Here is an 18,960-nt window from a genome sequence, read left to right as displayed (position 1 = left end):
GGCCCATGCACGCAACGTTGCGGTTTTGACCTTGGCCGCCGTCGCGTATAGTGGACACTCAGCGATCTAAGGGGCTCTTTGCGTGACACGGTTCATCCTCTCGTTCTTCGGTGCGATCTTCAGCGTGGTGACGCTGGGGCTGATGATGGTCGCGCTGACCATCGGGGCGGTGTTCTGGATGTACGGCCGCGACCTGCCCAGCCACGAAAGCCTTGCGCAATACACCCCGCCGACGATCAGCCGCATCTATTCGGTCCAAGGCAGGATCATCGACGAATTCGCGCAGGAACGGCGGCTTTTCACGCCCGCCAGCGAGATCCCCGATCTGGTAAAACAGGCGTTCATCAGCGCCGAGGACAAGAATTTCTATCAACATCAGGGCTATGACGTGCGCGGCATCGCGGCGGCGGCGATCGACGCGGTGCGCTCGCGCGGGCGCGATCTGCGCGGCGCCTCGACGATCACCCAGCAGGTGATGAAGAACTTTCTGCTGTCCGGCGACCGGCGCGCCGAACGCAAGATCAAGGAAATCATTCTGGCCAGCCGCGTCGAGCAGGCGCTGAGCAAGGAAAAGATCCTCGAGCTTTATCTCAACGAGATTTTCCTGGGTCAGAACTCTTACGGGGTCACGGCCGCCGCGCAGACCTATTTCAACAAGACCCTGCTGCAGCTCGCCCCGCACGAGGCGGCGTTCCTCGCCTCGCTGCCCAAGGCGCCGTCGAACTTCCATCCGGTGCGCAACAAGGACCGGGTGCTGGCGCGGCGCGACTTCGTTCTCAAGGAGATGTTCGAGAACGGCTTTATCGACGAGGCGACCTACCGGTCCGAGGTCGAACAGCCGCTGCGGTCGGTGCAGAACGGCGATTTCGAACCCTACCAGCAGGCGCTGCCGCCGCGCGATTACTTCACCGACGAAATCCGCCGCCAGCTCAGCCGCGATTTCGGCGAGGGCGAGTTCTTTTCGGGCGGCTTCAGCGTGCGCGCGACCGTCGATCCCGAGATGCAGCTAGAGGCCGCCGATGCGCTGCGCCGCAAGCTCGAGGAATACGACCGCGGCGTGGGGCGCTGGCGCGGCACCGGCGTCACACTGCCTGCCGAGGCCATGGCAGACGAGGCCGCCTGGCGCGATGCGCTGGCCCAGACCGACGTGGCGCGCGACATCTCGCTAGATGGGAAGTGGCACGCGGCAGTGGTGCGGGAGGTGCGCGATCAGGAGCTGCTGATCGGGATCGAGGACATCCCGCTTGACGATCCGCGCGGCATGGCCGTGCCGCGCGCGGACACCAGCTGGTTTTCGGGCAGCCTCAGGGACAACTTCTCGGTCGGCGACGTGATCCATGTGCGCGCGCTGACCGACGGCGACGCCTTCCAGAGCTGGTCGCTGCGGCAGGTGCCCGAGGTGCAGGGCGGGTTCATGGCGATGGACGTCAACACCGGGCGGGTGATCGCCATGCAGGGCGGGTTCTCGTACCAGCATTCGGTGTTCAACCGTGCCACCCAGGCGCAGCGCCAGCCTGGGTCCAGCTTCAAGCCCTTCGTCTATGCCGCGGCGCTCGACAGCGGCTACAGCCCGGCGACCATCGTCATCGACGCCCCGATCGAGATCAACACCCCGCAGGGCGTCTGGCGCCCCAAGAACGCCAGCAACCAGTTCTACGGGCCCACCCCGCTGCGCACCGGGATCGAGCGGTCGCGTAACCTGATGACCGTGCGTCTGGCGCAGGAGGTGGGGATGGACGTGGTTGCCCGCTATGCCGAGCGTTTCGGCGTCTACGACAACATGGGCCGGGTGCTGGCCAATTCGCTGGGCTCGGACGAGACCACGCTTTTCAAGATGGTGGCGGCCTATGCCATGTTCGCCAACGGCGGCGAACGGGTCGAGCCCACGCTGGTCGACCGGGTTCAGGACCGCTATGGCAACAGCGTCTATCGCCACGACGCCGCAAAGGGCAACGAGCGCACCTGCGTCAATTGCGACGATCCCAACCTGCCGCCTGGACAGGCCCCGCGCATCGAGAACAAGCGCGAGCGGATCATGGATGCGGTCACCGCCTATCAGCTGACCTCGATGATGCAGGGCGTGGTCGAGCGCGGCACCGCCAGCCGGACCGTGAACCTCAGCGTGCCCACGGCAGGCAAGACCGGCACCACCAATGACGCCAAGGACGTGTGGTTCGTGGGCTTCACCTCGAACATCGTGGCCGGGTGCTATATCGGCTTCGACACGCCGCGCGGTCTTGGCCGGGGGGCCTCGGGCGGCGGGTTCTGCGGGCCGGTCTTCACCCAGTTCATGCAGAAGGCGGTCGAGAAATACGGCGGCGGCAAGTTCCGCGTGCCCGAGGCCTGCCAGTTCATCAAGATCGACCGTTTCACCGGCGCGCGTCTGAGCAACGATGCCAGCGGCCCCAACGTGGTGGCCGAGTGTTTCCGCGAGGGCGAGGATCCCATGTTCGGCATCCAGTTCGACGGCGGCTTCGCGATGGGTGGCAACTTTGACCTGATCACCCCGGATGGCGGCAGCGCCCGGCAGGTCACCACCTCGACCGGGCGCAAAGGCACGGTCGGCCCCAAAGCCAGCTTTGGCACGCTCAGCTCGGGCGGCCTATACTAAGCGGGGGGCGGCTGGGGCCTTCCCACCCGGTGGCCCGTCTTACGGCAGGCTGATCTTGCGGACATAGACCGGCACATCGGCAATCGCGACCAGGCTTTCGCTGCCGTCAAAGACGGCCGCCAGTTCGGGGATGTCGGTGGACATCTCGAAACTGCCGCTCAGCGGTTTGCCGAGCGCCGTGCTCATCAGCAAGTCGGTGAGTTGATCGTAGCGATAGATGCGGCTGAACGCTGGATTGGCGGCCGAGAATGGACGTGCTTCGTTGGGGCTCCAGACCGGTTTGCCGGTCGTGAAGGAGAGGCTGACCGAGAACGCGCCGTCATCGGTGCTGATGCTCCACGCGTCTTGATGATCGCGCCCAAGGTTGGCATTGCCGGACTGGGTCAGTGTGCGTGTCACCGTTGCCTGTCGCTCCGTTCCGTAGGTATCCGATCCGTCCGAGACATAATTTCTGTAGATGAAAATGCGCACCGCGTCGCCGGACGCCTCTTTTGCCAGCCCCAGAAATGCCACCGCTCGACGGTTCGGCGGGTCGGTGACATTGCCTTCCGCGTCGTACCCGGCGCGCTGATCGATCAGGTTCGTTATCAGGTTCGCGCCTGAGAACGGGCCTCTGGGGAAGGGGACCGGAACCCAGCCTTCCGGAGCCCACGCAGCCAGCGCATCGCTCTCGACGGTGAATGCCAGCGTCACCCGGCTCTCGATGCTTGAGCCGATGGGCGTTTCCGCCGCAGCAGCCAGATGGGTCGCCACGATCATCAGGCCGCCCAGCAGCAGCCTTTTGGCAAGTGGCAGAATCGTGCGGATCATGATGGACCTCCCGTATTGAACGCCCGGCCGTCGGCCCCGCCGGTCGACAGCCATCGCGGATCCAGCGTAAGGCCATGCCGCGCGGTCCTCGTTGATGCGTGTCAAGAACCGGGCCGGGCGCGCGCCACCTTGTCGAGCCGCGGGCCGCTTGGTATCACGCAGTCCTTGAGGCACGAACAGGACACCCCCAATGCGCGCAGAAGCTCAGAACACCGTCGAGAAGATCGAGAAATCGCTCGATCTGCTGCGCCAGCGGCTGGATTGGGACACCGCCCAGCACCGGCTCGAGGAATTCAACGCCCGGGTCGAGGATCCGAATCTCTGGAACGATCCGGAGGCGGCGCAAAAGCTGATGCGCGACCGGCAGCTGCTGGTCGACGCGATCGAGACCTATACCACCATCAAGCAGGACCTGTCGGACAACGTCGAACTGATCGAGCTGGGCGAGATGGAGGACGACGCCGAGGTCGTGGCCGAGGCCGAGGCGACGCTGAAGGCGCTGGCCGAGAAGGCCGCCAAGAAAGAGCTCGAGGCGCTGCTGGACGGCGAGGCGGATGGCAACGATACCTTCCTCGAGATCAACGCGGGCGCGGGCGGGACCGAAAGCTGCGACTGGGCCAATATGCTGGCGCGGATGTATGTGCGCTGGGCCGAGCAGCACGGTTATGACGTCGAACTGCAATCCGAACAGCCCGGCGAAGAGGCGGGGGTCAAATCGGCGGCCTACAAGATCAGCGGGCCCAACGCCTACGGCTGGCTCAAATCCGAAAGCGGCGTGCACCGGCTGGTGCGCATCTCTCCGTTCGATTCGGCGGCCAAGCGGCATACCTCGTTCTGCTCGGTCTGGGTCTATCCGGTGGTGGACGACAATATCGAGATCGAGGTGAACCCCGCCGATATCCGCATCGACACCTACCGGTCGTCGGGGGCGGGCGGGCAGCACGTCAACACCACCGACTCGGCGGTTCGGATCACCCACCATCCCACAGGGATCGTCGTGACCAGCTCGGAAAAATCGCAGCACCAGAACCGCGACATCGCCATGAAGGCGCTGAAGTCGCGGCTGTATCAGCTGGAGCTGGAACGCCGCACCGCCGACATCAACGCCGCGCACGAGGCCAAGGGCGATGCGGGCTGGGGCAACCAGATCCGGTCATACGTGCTGCAGCCCTACCAGATGGTGAAGGACCTGCGCACGGGGTTCGAGACTTCGGACACCAAGGGCGTTCTCGACGGCGATCTCGACGGGTTCATGGCGGCGACGCTGGCGCTGCAGGTCTCGGGCAAAAGCCGGGCTGACGCGCAGGGCGAGTGACCCGCCGCAGCGAAGACGCCCACAAGGGCGGATGAGCTGCTCCTCAAGCCCTTGCGGGCTTTCCTCGCGGCGGTGTTTGCGCTTTAATCCGAACTCGAAACGCGCGGGCCCGGTCGAAGGAGGAAGACCATGCCCGATACACCCAAACCCGGCGTCCCCGAACTGGGCGCCGTGACGCCCGCCATCCTGCGCGAGGCGCTGCGTCGCGGCGGGCAGGACATGCGCCGCGCGCCGGTCTTCGCGCTTGTCTTCGCGGGCTTCTACGTGCTGTCGGGCTGGGCGATGACGCAGATCACGCTGGCCACTGGCACGACCTTCTGGCTGGTTCTGGCCGCGATCGGCTTTCCGCTGCTGGGGCCTTTCGCGGCGGTGGGTTTTTACGACGTCAGCCGCCGGATCGCGCAGGGCCGCCCGCTGGACCAGGCCGAGATCCTGAGCGTGATCCTGCGACAGTCCAAGCGCCAGTTGCCGTCGATGTCGGCGGTGATCGTCGTGGTTTTCCTCTTCTGGTTCTTTTTCGGCCACATGGTCTTTGCGCTTTTTCTGGGCCTTTCGACCATGACCAACATCTCCTCGAGCTTCGATGTGTTCCTGACCGTCAACGGGCTGACCATGCTGGCGGTGGGCACCGGCATCGGTGCTGCCTTTGCCACGCTGCTCTACATGCTCACCGTTCTGGCGCTACCGATGCTGCTGGACCGCGAGATCGACTTTGTCACCGCGATGATCACCTCGTTCCAGTACGTTGCCCGGCATCCGGTGGTGATGCTGGGCTGGGGGGCGTTCATCGCGGTTGCGCTCTTTGTGTCCTTGCTGCCGGCGTTTCTGGGCCTCTTTCTGACCTTGCCGCTGCTGGGGCACGCCACCTGGCACCTCTATGACATGCTGGCCTATGGCACTGCGCCGCGTCCCGCCGCGACCCCGCAGCATGGCTGATCTGGATCAATAATCGTCGCAGTTCCGGGTGTTACGATCGCCGTGCATCCCGTTGGCCGCCTTGCGCCCGGCGCGGGTGCAGGGCAAACACATCCGGGAGGGACACCTATGTTTCGACGCATTTCCACGATGGCGATGGGCGCCGCTCTGGCCGTGATGGCCGGTCCGGGGCTGGCGCAGGACGCCGATCTCGGCGAGGCGATCTATACGCAATATTGCGCGACCTGTCATGGCGCTGGCGGTCAGGGCAATGGCCCGCTGACCGATCTGTTGACCACGCAGGTCCCCGATCTGACCCAGCTGTCGGCGGGGAACGACAATGTCTTTCCGATGCTGCAGGTGATCCACGTGATCGACGGGCGGACCGGATTGCGCGCGCATGGCGGGCCGATGCCGGTCTATGGCGCGCTCTTCAGCGAGGAAAGCCCGTCGGACACCAAATACGGCGATGTGCTTTTTACCCGCGGCAAGGTGCTGTCGCTGGCCTATTACCTGGAGACGATCCAGCAATAGCGCGCGGGCACCCGCTGCCGGTCGGGCGCCAAGGCACCGCCCGGCCGGCAGCCAGTTGCCTTCAGGGCGCCTATTCCTCGCGCCCGTGCGCGCGCAGGCTGGCGCGCAGTGCGCCACAGCGCGGGTCGCCAAGTTCCAGCGCGTAGACATAGGCATGGGTCAGGAAGAAACAGCTGGCGTCGAGGTCGTTCGCCCCCGCCGCGGCCTCTGAATAAAGTGCCACGAGTGCGGCCTTGTCACCGCCCGCATGGGCCGCCAGAAGCCGCGCGTGCAGATCGCCGCCCGTCATTCCGCCGCATGCGGCTGCCCGCGCCAGGCCTCGACCTTGGCGGCGACCCAGGCGTGGAAGCAATGCGTCGGGCTGTCCATCGCCGGCGAGAACCGCCCGCCGTCAAAACCCACCGCGTGCCGGCCGCGCTGCATGCCTTCGACCACAAAGATGTCCTCTTCGAACACGGTCTTCCAAAGCTGCGTGTTGCGCTGGCGCAGCCCGCCGTCGGTCTTCGGCCGGGCGTAATAGAGGTGGACATGCTCGACCGTCTTTTCCGGGCCCTCGGGCACCAGGACGATGGCGAAGGCGTGGTCGCGATGCACCCCCAAGAGGACGTTGGGATAGACCGCGATATATTCGGCGGCGGTGTCCCACTTGGATGAGAGCCCCTCGAAATCGGGGAAGCTTTCGCCGTTTTCGTTGGTCAGCTGGCGATAGACCAGCGTGCCCTGGCCGGAATATTCGCCGGGCTTTTCGATGTGGTAGTGATCCTCCAGCCGCGAATAGGCGTTCAGCCCCGGATGCACCCAGGGCAGGTGGTAGCTTTCGCAGTAGTTCTCGATCGCGAGCTTCCAGTTGGTCGCCACCTCGAGCTGAAAGCGGCTGTCGCTGCCGCCGTGGTAGACCGGCTGTTCGAATTCGGCCCAGCGGGCCATGGCATCGGCCATGGCGACCTCGAAGGCGGGCGCGTCGCCGCTGACGTTGATCCAGACGACGTCGCGCCAGATGTGGCTGCGCACTTCGACAAGGCCCAGCGTCGCGCGGTCGATGGCTTCGTGCGTGTTGTGGCCGGGGCCCCCCACATGGGGCGTGCTGACCAGCCGGCCGTCGGTGGCGTAGCACCAGGAATGATAGGGGCAGCGGATCGCGCCCTCGATCTTGCGCGGAGCATCGACGAGGATCATCCCGCGATGACGGCAGATGTTCTGGAACACCCGCACCGCGCCGTCCCGCCCGCGCACCAGCAAAAGCGGCATGCCCAGAAAGTCGATGGGCTTGGCGTCGCCCGGCTCTGGCACATCGGCGGCCACGCCGAGGCCCGCCCATTGCGAAAAGAGCAGGGCGTGCTTTTCTTCGTCATAAACGGCGGGGTCGATGTAATGCGCGTTGGGCAGCCCCTGTGCCTGATCGACATTGCGGCGAACGGCAGAGAGATCGGTGACAAAAGAGGCCATCGGCAGCGCTCCTGCATGGGTTGGACACCCTGCTTTAACGGCCATGGCCCGGGCCGCCCCGCCTGTTCGCGACCGCCTTGTCCCGACCGCGACATCGCGGCGGTCTCAGGTAAAGGGCTGGTCGAGCCGCAATTGCTGGCGGTGGAAGGTCGGCAGGTCCTCGGCCGGACAGAGCCCGGTTCTGCGCGCCGCGCCCAGCACCTTCGCCGTGTCGCGCCCGAGATATTCATAGACCAGACGCGCCACGCGTTTTCCCGTTACCGTCTCCCGCGTCGTGCGCGCGGCATATCCGACCCAGAAGGCGTTCGAGATCGACGGCAGGGGGGACAGGAAATTGAAGGTCGTCGTCAACGAATTGCGCCGGCTGACAAAGGCCGCGACTCCGCCCTCCTGCGGCAGCAGGACGCCGCGGAATTCGCGGTTGGCGGGATCGTCGCGCAGACCCTGCTGCAGCATGGCCTGCCTGGCCTCGAAGCCGCGCAGAAAGGCAAAGCCGTCGCGCCGAAAGACGTAGACGAGGTTTTGCAGACACAGAGCGTTGTCGACGAAGCTGGGCCGCGAGAACCTGTAGAAGCCGGAGGGAAAGGTCTCTTCGTTCAGCGGGATCACGCCGGCGCCGATGAACTCGGCCACCACCGGGTGGTTCAGGATATCGCGGAAGGACGGTTGGATGTCGTCGACCGGTTGAAGCAGGATCCGCGCGTCGACGTCGAAGAAGGTGCAGATGCGATAAAGCACGTCCGGGCGCGGAAAGCTTTCGCCGGCGAGGTAGCGGTTGAATTGCGTTCGGTTGATCTTGAGATCGCGGCAGAGCGCCGAAATCGAGGTGGCATTCCGCGCGAGTTTACGCAGATTGGCCCCCAGCATGCTGCGCAGATCGGCAGGGCTGGGAGCGGGCGGCGAAGCATCCGTCATCGGGTCTTCCGGGTGTTTGTCTAGAATATAGCATACCAAGCCGACGGGTTCGAAAATTGACTGACACTGAATGGCGTCAGCGTTGACGCCATTCAGTGTCAAGGGTGCCGCCTGTCGTTAAGAATTGCAATAAGTTGCTCTTAAAATTTTGCGATCGCCGAACCTTGCCGCGCCAGGACGCCGCGGACGTTCGGGCATGGAGAAGCGGATCTTCCATACGCGGCTGGCGGCGTCCAACGCAGCGATTGGCGCAGGAGGATCGGCCGATCAGGCGGCCGATGCCGCCCCGGAACATCGGAGCGAGCCGAGGATCGGGGAGGCCCTGGTAGCCTCGGGGCCAGGAGGGAGGGTGGCGCGCGCCGTTACGTCCCGCGCGACAGAGCGGCGACGCCGGTGCGAGCGACTTCCACAAGACCGAGAGGGCGCATCAGATCGGCGAAGGCGTCGATCTTGTCAGGCGTCCCGGTCAGCTGGAAAACAAAGCTTTCCAAAGTGCTGTCGACCACATTGGCGCGGAAGATATCCGCAAGCCGCAGTGCCTCGACCCTTTTGTCGCCGGTTCCGGCCACCTTGAACAGCGCCAGCTCGCGTTCGACCGAACGGCCCTCGACCGTGAGATCGTGCACGTCGTGCACCGACACGATCCGGCCCAGCTGGGCCTTGATCTGTTCGATGACCTGTGGCGTGCCGGTGGTGACGATGGTGATGCGCGACAGGTGCCCCTCGTGGTCGACCTCGGCCACGGTCAGGCTGTCGATATTGTAGCCGCGCCCGGAAAAGAGCCCGATCACACGGGCCAGCACGCCGGGCTCGTTCTCCACCAGAACGGCCAGAGTGTGGGTTTCCTGAACGTCCGAAAAGGTGGGACGCAGGTTGTAGGCGGAATGACGGGACGAGCCTTTCTTGATCTTCAGAGGCGACATGGTTCTTCCTTCGGTTCGACCGCACGGGGCCGGATTTTTAGTAAAAATCCGGATCGGAAAATTTCGAATTTTCCGATCCGTTTTCTTTGCAAGAAAACGCGGCCGGTTACACCAGAACCGCGCCTTTGGACCCGATGGCGTCGTCGGTCGATGCGTCCCCGAGCAGCATCTTGTTGTGAGGCTCGCCCGACGGAATCATGGGGAAACAGTTTTCGTGCTTCTCCACCAGGCAATCGAAGATTACCGGCCCGTCGTGCTCGATCATCTCCATGATGGCGTCGTCGAGATCGGCCGGGTCCGAGCACAGGATGCCCTTGGCCCCGAAGGCCTCGGCCAGTTTGACGAAGTCGGGCAGCGCTTCGGACCAGGATTCCGAATAGCGCTCGCCGTGCAGCAATTGCTGCCATTGCCGCACCATGCCGAGGCGTTCGTTGTTGAGGATGAACTGCTTGACCGGCAGGCGGTATTGCACCGCGGTGCCCATTTCCTGCATGTTCATCAGCCACGACGCTTCGCCGGCCACGTTGATCACCAGCGCTTCGGGATGCGCCATCTGGACGCCGATCGAGGCCGGGAAGCCGTAGCCCATGGTGCCCAGCCCGCCCGAGGTCATCCAGCGGTTGGGGTCCTCGAAGCCCAGGTACTGCGCCGCCCACATCTGGTGCTGGCCCACTTCGGTGCAGATGTAGCGGTCACGTCCCTTGGTCAGCGCTTCGAGCCGGGACAAAGCATGCTGCGGCTTGATCGTCGTTTCCGAAGGCTTGAACTTCAGGCAATCGACCTTCTTCCATTCCTCGATGCTGTGCCACCATTTGGCCAGCCCCTCGCGGTTGACCTTGCGCCCGCGGGACTTCCAGACCTTGAGCACATCCTCCAGCACATGGCCGACATCGCCGATAATGGGCATGTCGACGCGGATCACCTTGTTGATCGACGAAGGGTCGATGTCGATATGCGCCTTCTTCGACCGGGGCGAAAACGCGTCCAGCCGCCCGGTGATCCGGTCGTCGAAGCGCGCGCCCACATTGATCATCAGATCGCAGCCGTGCATCGCCAGGTTGGCCTCGTAGAGCCCGTGCATGCCCAACATGCCCAGCCAGTGCTTGCCCGAGGCCGGGTAGGCGCCCAGCCCCATCAGTGTCGAAGTGATCGGGAAGCCGGTGGCGTCCACCAGTTCGCGCAGCAATTGCGATGCGCCGGGGCCCGAGTTGATCACCCCGCCGCCGGTATAGAATACCGGCCGCTCGGCGGTCTCGATCGCCTCGACCAGCTCCTGGATGGTGTCCATGTCGCCCTTGACCTGCGGCTGGTAATGGCCGACCGGGGCCTTCGGCTTGGGCGTATAGTCGGCGCTGGCGAACTGCACATCCTTGGGGATGTCGACCAGCACCGGGCCGGGACGGCCCGAGGTGGCGACGTGGAAGGCCTGATGGATGACCGAGCCGAGCTTTTCGGTGTCCTTGACCAGCCAGTTGTGCTTGGTGCAGGGGCGGGTGATGCCCACGGTGTCGGCCTCCTGAAAGGCGTCCGAGCCGATCATGAAGGTGGGGACCTGCCCCGTCAGCACCACGATCGGGATCGAATCCAGCAGCGCATCGGTCAGGCCGGTCACCGCGTTGGTGGCACCTGGGCCCGAGGTCACCAGAACCACGCCGGGCTTGCCGGTGGCGCGGGCATAGCCCTCGGCGGCGTGGACCGCGCCCTGTTCGTGCCGCACCAGAATGTGGCGGATGTCATTTTGCAGGAAAATCTCGTCGTAAATCGGCAGTACCGCGCCCCCGGGATATCCGAATACCGTGTCCACACCCTGATCCCGCAGGGCCTGAACCACCATTTTCGCTCCGGTCATTTGCCGTGTCATAAGCTTGTGTCTCCGTTTACGACGTCTTTGTTTTTGCGCATAAAAAAGCCCCCGAGGATCATCCGGGGGCGCATGGGGAACCGAAAGGGTTTCCGTTACCGGCCCATGCGCCATGTTCCTACGATGATAATCAGCGGTGCCACGATGGACGCTCCTTTGCGTTGCGCGTGGACATTATGGCGGACGCCGGGGGGCGTCAACCGCTGCAATGCCGAAAAAACGAACGCCGGGGTCGATTTTTCTTTGCATTTGTTTCGTGGGCAGGGCGTTTGCGGGACATTTTCGGAAACAAGCCCATGGCGGATCGGGAGCGAGCGCGACCGCGCGCGAAAACGTGAATTGAAGAGGAACGGGTTGTGCGGCAGAGTTGAACTCATCGGTTCACTTATTCCGCCAGGGGGCTGGCATGAAGACGCATATCACACATCGCAATTTCACCATGGCGCACGCGGCGGTTCTGGCCGCCCTGATCGGCGCGGCCTGCCTGTTGAGCCCGCTCAACGGCGGGACGCATTATCCGGTGGCACAGGCGGCCGACACGCCGGAGCACGGGGCGGTCGACACCGGCCACACCGCAATCGTGGTCCGGACTGCGGGCGCGAAAGACGGCGTGGTCTGGTTCTTCGGCGCGCGCATCAAGGCGCAGTGTGACACTGCGGCGGACCAGCCCACCGCCCTTTGAACCCAAGCCCTATCAGACGTTGACGCCGGTGCCCTGCAGCACACCGTGTTCCAGCGCATAGCGCGTCAGCCCGGCGGTCGAACTGATGCCCAGCTTGCGTTTGATGTTCTTGCGGTGAGTCTCGACCGTGCGCACCGAGATATCCAGCGACTGGGCCACTTCCTTGTTGGATTTGCCCTGCGCCAGTTGCAGCAGCACCGTCTGTTCGCGGGTTGTCAGCTGTTCGCGCACGCCGGCGGCGGGCGAAAGCGCCCCCTCGGCCCCGGTGCAAAGATAAGTGTCGCCCGTCATCACCGCGTCGATGGCGCGCTTGATTTCTTCGGTGGGGACGTCCTTGAGCACATAACCCCGCGCGCCGTGGCTCATCGCGGTCGATACGTATTCGGGCGTGTCGTGCATCGACAGCACCAGAATGCGCGTCTTGGGCTTGCGTTCCAGGATCATCTCGGTGGCCGAAAGACCGTTGAGCCCGGGCATGTTCAGATCCATCAGGATGACGTCGGGCGACAATTCGTCGAGCCGGTCGATCATCTGCCTGCCGTCCGACAGCGTGGCGAGCACCTCGATATCGTCGTAGCCCTCGAGAATCGCCTCGATCCCCTCGGCCACCATGGGATGATCGTCGACGACGACGACGCGGGTCCTTTCGGTCATGCCTGAGCCTTTCTGATGTCGGAATGCCCCGGTTCGGGGGGCAGCATATGCGTCAGCGGCACCTTGGCCTCGATCACCGTGCCGCTGCGCGACGACAGCACGCGCAGCACGCCGCCCAGCTGCTCCATGCGTTCCTGCATGTTGCGCAGGCCGATGCCGTGGCTGTCCTTGTCGGTCGCGTTCAGCCCGCGCCCGTTGTCGGAGATGCGCAAGGTGGCCCCGGTGCGGTGGCCGCGCACGTCGATCTGCACCTCGGTCGCGCCGGAATGGCGCTCGACATTGGTCAGCGCCTCCTGCGCGATGCGGTAGAGCGCGATCTTGGCGTCCTGGTCCAGCCGGTTGCGGAAGACCACGGTGTCGAACCGGGTCTCGATGCCCGTACGGGCGCGGAAATCGTCGGTCAGCGACTTGAGCGCCGGGCCGAGGCCCAGATCGTCAAGCACGCCGGGCCGCAGGTCGCGGCTGATTCGGCGCACTTCCTGAATGGCCTGGCCCAGGTTCTCGACGCCCTTTTCCAGCGTGTCCTCGGCGCGCGCGTCGCCTTGCGCGACCCTGCGGCGGGCGATGTCGAGCGCATATTTCACCCCGACGAGGATCTGGCTGATCCCGTCATGAAGTTCGCGCGCGACGCGGCTGCGTTCCTCTTCCTGCGCGTCGAAGACCCGCTGGGTCAGCTCCTTGAGCTTGGCGTCCGCCAGCCGCCGTTCGCGGATGTTGAGGATCAGCCCCGAACCGAACACCAGCAGCAGCGCCGCCAGCGTGATCGCGCCGATATAAAGGAACGTGCGCTGCACCCGCGCCTCGACCTCGGCGCGCGCGGCGGCGACGGTCTCGAGCGCATCGTCGATGAACACGCCCGTGCCGACGGCCCAGCGCCACGACGGGAAGGAGGTGACATAGGTGATCATGCGCGCCTCTTGCCCGGTCGAGGGCTTGGGCCAGAGGTGTTCGACATATCCCGCGCCAGAACGCGCGGTGTGGATGAATTCGGCCACCACCGGCGTACCCTCGCTGTCGGTGAGGTCGATGAAATTGCCGTTGATCATCTCGGTCTGGCGCGGGCTGACCAGGTTGTTGCCGTCATAATCGTAGACAAAGAAAAAGCCCTCTTCGCCATAGATCATCGCCGCAAGGATCTGCATCACCTGCTGCTTGGCCTCTTCGTCGTCGGGCGGGGCGTTGCCGTAGATAAAGTAGAACCCGTTGCGCGCCTGGGTGACGTAGTTGCGCAATTCCTGCTTTTTCGCCTCGATCAGCTGGTTCTCCAGGCTGCGGATCTCGCGGTCGGCCAGCTCCCGCGATTGCATGGCCACCAGCACGGCAATGGCGCTGACCGCCAGCACGAGCGGAACGGCCGCCAGAAGAAAGAGTTTCTGGCGGTAGCTGAGCCGGAAATGTGCAAGTCCGAGAGCCATGCGCAACGCTATCCCATCGCAACGGGGCTGTGCAATCGCGTCCGCCACGGGCGCGGCGGCGCGGTCCGGTCTGGCCCGGCAGGGCCGTTAGCGCCAACAGCGGGAGTTCTCCTGAAAATCGGTCAGATTTTCTGCCCAACTCCGTAGCAGTGGGTATTTCTTTGGCGGAAATGCCCCGCTAGGGTCCGCCGCACTGTCAACGATCCGCGCGGGCCTCGGGGGAGCCGGGATCCGCGCATCCATAAACGGGAGGACCTCTATGGATCGTCGCTCATTCCTTCGGGCATCAACCGTCGGTGCAGGCGCTGCTGCTGCAACGACGCTCGCCACGCCGCTGGTGGCGCAAAGCACCCGCACCCTGACCATGGTCACCTCGTGGCCGCGCGGCTTTGCCGTTCTGGACGACGCCGCCAGCTACTTCGAGACCATGGTGCGCGAAATGTCCGGTGGCAGCCTCGTCATCGACAAGAAAGCCCCGGGCGAACTGGTGGGCGCGCTGGAAGTGTTCGACGCCGTGTCGTCGGGCCAGGCCGACCTCTATCACTCGGCCGATTACTATTTCATCGGTCAGCACCCGGGCTACGCCTATTTCACCGCCGTGCCCTTCGGCGGCACCGCGCAGGAAGTCAGCAACTGGTACTACCACGGCGGCGGCGAAGAGCTGCACGACGAGCTGGGCATGATCTTCAACCTCAAGGGTCTGCTGGCGGGTAACTCGGGCTCGCAGTCGGGCGGCTGGTTCCGCAAGGAAATCAACTCGGCCGACGACTTCAACGGCCTCAAGTTCCGGATGCCCGGTCTGGGTGGCAAGGTGCTGGGCGAGCTCGGCGCATCGGTGCAGAACATCCCCGGCGGCGAGCTTTACCAGGCGCTGTCCTCGGGCGCGCTGGACGGTCTGGAGTGGGTGGGCCCGATGGCCGACGAACGCGCCGGCTTCCAGGAAGTGGCCAAGATCTACTACACCGCCGGCTTCCACGAGCCGGGCTCGGCGCTGGCGTCGTCGGTCAACCTCGACGTCTGGAACGAGCTGTCGGATACCCACAAGGCGATCATGCGCTACGCGTCGATGGCCACGACCCAGTACCAGCTGGCCGAAACCCTGGCCAACAACGGCGCCGCTCTGGCGCGTCTGCAGGCACAGGGCGTCAAGACGCTGCAATTCCCCGACGACGTCTGGGATGCCTTCGGCTCCGCATCGGCCAAGGTCATGGACGAGAACATGGGCGACGAGCTCTTCGCCAAGATCCGCAACTCGTTCGAAGCCAGCCTGGCACAGTCGGCGTCGTGGATTCAAAAGTCCGACGGCTACTACGTCGAACAGCGCGTGCGCGTGCTGGGCGGCTGAACCAAGCCTTGAGAACCGGAGGCCCTCTGCCCGGCAGAGGGCCTCTTTTGACGTCGGTGCCGAAATCTTTGAAAGATTTCGGTCCGATTTCTTTCAAAGAAATCGGCGCGATCCGGTTTCGGGTGCACGGAAAACGTGGGGGACATCATGGAAGAAGAGGCCACGGGATCGGCCATCGGAGCGCTGGGGGACGGCATCCTTTGGGTGCTGACCAACATTGCCATGGCGTTTTACAATTTCGGCTACGCCATAACGCATCCGCAGCTCTGGCTGGACTGGTCGGACAAGGAAGCCGTGATGCGCTTCATCTACTACGGCGGGTCGGTCGAATTTTTCTTCGTTGTCTTCACCGCTTTCCTGGTGATGACCGCGGTCGGGATGTACAACAACCGCTTCATGTGGGGCGCCGTTCGGGTGCTGGAGGGGTTCGCCAACACCGTCGGGCGCCTGTTCGCCTGGGCGGGTCTTCTGATGGTGCTGCAGCAGGTCATCATCGTCTTCATGCAGCGCATCTTCACCCGGCCCGATATCTCTATCGGCTTCGGCATTCCGCTGCAGTTCGACATCTCGTGGTATGCCGAAGAGCTCAAGCTCTACAACGCCCTCGTGGTTTCGCTCTGCCTGACCTACACCTTCGTGCAGGGCGGCCATGTGCGCGTCGACCTGGTCTACAGCGCGGTGCGCTTCCGCACCAAGAAGGTGATCGACATGTTCGGGTCGCTCTTCTTCATGATGCCGATGGCGGTGCTGATCTGGATGTATTCCTGGTACTTCCTGTGGCGGCACCTGATCGTGCCCAAGCCTTCGGCCTCCGACCAGCTCGACCGTCTGCTGATGAAATCGCGCGCGCTGCGCTGGAACGTCGAGACCATCGGCTTCAGCCCCAACGGCTTTACCGGCTACTTCCTGTTCAAGATCCTCATGGTCGCGCTGGTCGGTATGATCTTCATCCACGCCATCGCCTATTTCTTCCGTTCGTATCTGGAATGGAAAGAGGGTGAGGAAAGCGAAAACAAGTATCTCGACAAAGACGTGCTCGAAGAGGGTGAAGAGCCCTACGATCACGCAGAATTTTAAGGGGCAACGCTATGCTGTTCGGACTTGATGGCGTCGAGATTGGCCTGATCATCGTCTTTCTCACGCTCTTTTCCGCGATCCTGTCGGGCTTTCCGGTGGCCTTCGCCATCGGCGGTGCGGGGGTCATATCCTTCGGGATCATCGCCGCGCTCGACAGTGCGGGCCTGCTGATCCACCAGGCCATCGACACCGGGTCTGACGCCTATTCGGCGCTGGTGTCGAGCGGGGTGAAACCGGATCTGATCTCGATCTTCCGTTACCCCGACCTGCCGCGCATGGCCGAACCGGTGTTCCCGCAGGGCTGGGAATACGCGCTCGACCGCAATGTCAGCTTCATCGTCAACCGCATCAACGAGCGGGTCATCGCCGGGCAGAGCATCGAGACCCTGCTGGCGGTGCTGATGTTCGTGCTGATGGGCATCGTGCTGGAGCGCTCGAAGATCGCGAACGATCTGCTGACCACCATGGCGCGGGTTTTTGGCCCGTTGCCGGGCGGTCTGGCCGTGTCCATCGTCGTTGTGGGCGCGTTCCTCGCCGCCTCGACCGGGATCGTCGGCGCGACCGTGGTCACCATGGGCCTGCTGGCGTTGCCGACGATGCTGCGGAACAACTATTCGCCAGAGCTGGCCACGGGTGTGATCGCCGCGTCGGGGACGCTGGGGCAGATTATCCCGCCATCGATCGTGATCGTTCTGCTGGGAACGCTGGCTGGCGACCTCTACTCGGCCGCGCAGGAGAACCGCGCCATCGAGGCCGGCTGCACCGACGCGCTGACCTATCTGGGCGAACCCGCGGTGGTGTCTGTCGGCACGCTCTTCCAGGCGGCGCTGCTGCCGGGGATCATGCTGGCGGGGCTCTATGCCGCCTATGCCTTTGGCTTTGCCATGCTCAACCCGTCCAAGGCGCCTGCCGTTGAACTGGGTGCGTCCAACAACGAGCCGGTCACACGAGGTGAGGCCTTTACCTGGTTCCTCGGCGTGCCGATCGGCCTGATCGCGGGCGTCATGCTGCTGGCCAACGTGGGCGTCGTGGGCAACCAGTCGACCACCGTGTCCAGCTTTTCGGACATCGGCGAGGCGGCCAGCCTGCGCACCAACGTGTCCGAGGATTGCCAGGCGTCGATGATCGAGCTTCACGGGCAAGAGGCCTGGGACACCGCCATCGCCCAGCAGGCCGTGATCGACTCGTCGGGCGGCGCGACCGAAAGCACCCGCCTGACGCCCGAAGAGATCGAGGCCGCCCGCGCCGATCTGGTGGCCAGTGCCGCCCCCATCGGGACCGGTATCGCGATCCTGACGGTGATGCTGGGGCTGATCCTGGCGGTGGCGCGTGGCGTGTCGCCGTCCGCCGACCCTATGCCGCTGCTGGTCGGGGCCGGGGGGCTGGTGCTTGGTCTTCTGGTCGACATCATAGCCCTTGGCCCGCTGACCACGCCCGGCACCACAGTCGTGCTGATGGTGATCCCGTGGCTGATCGCGCTCTGGGGCTGTATGCACGCGGTCAAACGCCTGTCGCAGAACGAACTGATCCGCGTGGTCTTCCCGCCGCTGGTTCTGATCGTGGCGGTGCTGGGCTCGATCCTGGGCGGCATCACCAACCCCACGCCCGCCGCGGCGCTGGGTGCGGCCGGTGCGATCATGCTGGCGGCCTACCGCAAGCTGAAAGAGCAGGACCGCAGCCCCAAGGTGATCATCTGGTCGACCCTTGCGGTGATCGTGATGATCCTCGTGGGCATCAACTTCGATCTGCGCATCAACACCGACGAGGTCGGGTTCGAATCCTGGGTGGCGTTCTTCTTTGCCTATGCCGCCTATCTCTATGCGCTCTTCGGGTTGCTGTTCAGCTGCTGGATCCTGTTCAAGTCGGGGGTTCTGACCCCGGCGGTGCGCGAGACCGCCAAGGTGACCAGCATGGTCTTTACCATCCTGATCGCCAGCCAGCTGTTGAACCTTGTGGTGATCTCTTTCGGGGGCGAGCATTACATCCAGGACTTCCTCAAGAGCTTCGATAACGAGTTCAAGGTCTTCCTGATCGTGATGCTGGTGCTCTTCATCCTCGGCTTCGTTCTGGACTTCCTCGAGATCATCTACATCGTCGTGCCCATCGTGGGGCCGGTGATCTATGGCGGATCGTTCGATCCCAAATGGGTGACGATCATGATCGCGGTGAACCTGCAGACCTCGTTCCTGACGCCGCCCTTCGGCTTTGCGCTGTTCTATCTGCGCGGGGTCGCGCCGAAAGAGGTCACCACCGGCCATATCTACCGCGGCGTGGTGCCTTTTGTGCTGATCCAGGTGGTGGGGCTTTCGATCCTGTGGTTCTTCCCGGGCATCGTCACGATCCTGCCCGATCTGATGAACTGACGGGGCCACCCCGAAACCAGAAAAGGCCGCCCTTCGAGGCGGCCTTTTTCATGTCTGTAGAGCGCTACCCGTCCGGGCCGGCTCATGGTCGAGA

Annotated in this window: 16 protein-coding genes; 8 read left to right on the top strand and 8 right to left on the bottom strand. The window is 64.1% G+C overall.

What is annotated here, in order from left to right:
* The first annotated feature begins 82 nt into the window (after positions 1-82).
* Positions 83-2,611, top strand: coding sequence for a PBP1A family penicillin-binding protein (locus tag RXV88_RS08415; protein WP_316291930.1), 2,529 nt, complete (start codon positions 83-85; stop codon positions 2,609-2,611).
* A 39-nt stretch (positions 2,612-2,650) separates the two neighbouring features.
* On the opposite strand, the gene RXV88_RS08410 is transcribed toward RXV88_RS08415, so the two are convergent.
* Complete coding sequence (locus RXV88_RS08410) at positions 2,651-3,421, bottom strand: hypothetical protein (RefSeq protein ID WP_316291929.1); 771 nt, start codon at positions 3,419-3,421, stop codon at positions 2,651-2,653.
* Between the two features lie 190 nt (positions 3,422-3,611).
* Between RXV88_RS08410 and prfB the strand changes: the two genes are divergently transcribed.
* The 3 genes from prfB (at position 3,612) to RXV88_RS08395 (ending at position 6,185) form a co-directional block, all read left to right on the top strand.
* Positions 3,612-4,736 carry a peptide chain release factor 2 gene (gene prfB, locus RXV88_RS08405; protein WP_316291928.1) on the top strand — a complete coding sequence of 375 codons (1,125 nt, stop codon included), beginning with the start codon at positions 3,612-3,614 and terminating at the stop codon, positions 4,734-4,736.
* A 129-nt stretch (positions 4,737-4,865) separates the two neighbouring features.
* Positions 4,866-5,672 (top strand): DUF2189 domain-containing protein, encoded by an 807-nt coding sequence (locus RXV88_RS08400; RefSeq protein ID WP_316291927.1) that lies wholly within the window; start codon positions 4,866-4,868, stop codon positions 5,670-5,672.
* Positions 5,673-5,780: 108 nt separating this feature from the next.
* The gene (locus RXV88_RS08395) at positions 5,781-6,185 is read left to right on the top strand and encodes a cytochrome c (protein ID WP_316291925.1); all 405 of its coding nucleotides are present in this window, start codon (positions 5,781-5,783) and stop codon (positions 6,183-6,185) included.
* A gap of 70 nt (positions 6,186-6,255) precedes the next feature.
* On the opposite strand, the gene RXV88_RS08390 is transcribed toward RXV88_RS08395, so the two are convergent.
* From RXV88_RS08390 to RXV88_RS08370, 5 genes are all read right to left on the bottom strand, one after another.
* The gene (locus RXV88_RS08390; RefSeq protein ID WP_316291923.1) at positions 6,256-6,474 is read right to left on the bottom strand and encodes a hypothetical protein; all 219 of its coding nucleotides are present in this window, start codon (positions 6,472-6,474) and stop codon (positions 6,256-6,258) included.
* Positions 6,471-7,631, bottom strand: a complete 1,161-nt coding sequence (locus tag RXV88_RS08385; RefSeq protein ID WP_316291921.1) for an aromatic ring-hydroxylating dioxygenase subunit alpha — start codon at positions 7,629-7,631, stop codon at positions 6,471-6,473. The genes RXV88_RS08390 and RXV88_RS08385 overlap by 4 nt, the downstream gene beginning before the upstream one ends.
* Positions 7,632-7,736: 105 nt before the next feature.
* A complete protein-coding gene (locus tag RXV88_RS08380) occupies positions 7,737-8,546 on the bottom strand; it encodes a helix-turn-helix transcriptional regulator (protein ID WP_316291920.1) in 810 nt (269 codons plus the stop codon).
* A gap of 362 nt (positions 8,547-8,908) precedes the next feature.
* Positions 8,909-9,469, bottom strand: coding sequence for an acetolactate synthase small subunit (gene ilvN, locus RXV88_RS08375; RefSeq protein ID WP_316291918.1), 561 nt, complete (start codon positions 9,467-9,469; stop codon positions 8,909-8,911).
* A gap of 106 nt (positions 9,470-9,575) precedes the next feature.
* A complete protein-coding gene (locus RXV88_RS08370) occupies positions 9,576-11,330 on the bottom strand; it encodes an acetolactate synthase 3 large subunit (protein ID WP_316291916.1) in 1,755 nt (584 codons plus the stop codon).
* Between the two features lie 406 nt (positions 11,331-11,736).
* Between RXV88_RS08370 and RXV88_RS08365 the strand changes: the two genes are divergently transcribed.
* Positions 11,737-12,012, top strand: coding sequence for a hypothetical protein (locus RXV88_RS08365; RefSeq protein WP_316291915.1), 276 nt, complete (start codon positions 11,737-11,739; stop codon positions 12,010-12,012).
* Between the two features lie 12 nt (positions 12,013-12,024).
* Here RXV88_RS08365 and RXV88_RS08360 read toward each other — a convergent pair whose 3' ends face one another.
* Together RXV88_RS08360 and RXV88_RS08355 are read right to left on the bottom strand one after the other, a co-directional pair.
* Positions 12,025-12,666, bottom strand: coding sequence for a response regulator transcription factor (locus RXV88_RS08360; RefSeq protein ID WP_316291914.1), 642 nt, complete (start codon positions 12,664-12,666; stop codon positions 12,025-12,027).
* The gene (locus RXV88_RS08355) at positions 12,663-14,081 is read right to left on the bottom strand and encodes a cache domain-containing protein (RefSeq protein WP_316291913.1); all 1,419 of its coding nucleotides are present in this window, start codon (positions 14,079-14,081) and stop codon (positions 12,663-12,665) included. The genes RXV88_RS08360 and RXV88_RS08355 overlap by 4 nt, the downstream gene beginning before the upstream one ends.
* Before the next feature lie 259 nt (positions 14,082-14,340).
* Here RXV88_RS08355 and RXV88_RS08350 point away from each other — a divergent pair, with 259 nt between their 5' ends.
* From RXV88_RS08350 to RXV88_RS08340, 3 genes are all read left to right on the top strand, one after another.
* Entirely contained in the window at positions 14,341-15,426 is a 1,086-nt protein-coding gene (locus tag RXV88_RS08350; RefSeq protein ID WP_316291910.1) for a TRAP transporter substrate-binding protein, read from the top strand.
* Between the two features lie 147 nt (positions 15,427-15,573).
* Positions 15,574-16,503, top strand: a complete 930-nt coding sequence (locus RXV88_RS08345; protein ID WP_316291907.1) for a TRAP transporter small permease subunit — start codon at positions 15,574-15,576, stop codon at positions 16,501-16,503.
* Positions 16,504-16,514: 11 nt separating this feature from the next.
* Positions 16,515-18,866, top strand: a complete 2,352-nt coding sequence (locus tag RXV88_RS08340) for a TRAP transporter large permease subunit (RefSeq protein ID WP_316291905.1) — start codon at positions 16,515-16,517, stop codon at positions 18,864-18,866.
* Positions 18,867-18,960: the final 94 nt, after the last annotated feature.

The organism is Aestuariicoccus sp. MJ-SS9 (genome assembly GCF_032586235.1).
GTDB lineage: Bacteria > Pseudomonadota > Alphaproteobacteria > Rhodobacterales > Rhodobacteraceae > Aestuariicoccus.
Note: the sequence above shows the minus strand (reverse complement) of the source record. Positions and strands in the feature narration are given on the sequence as shown.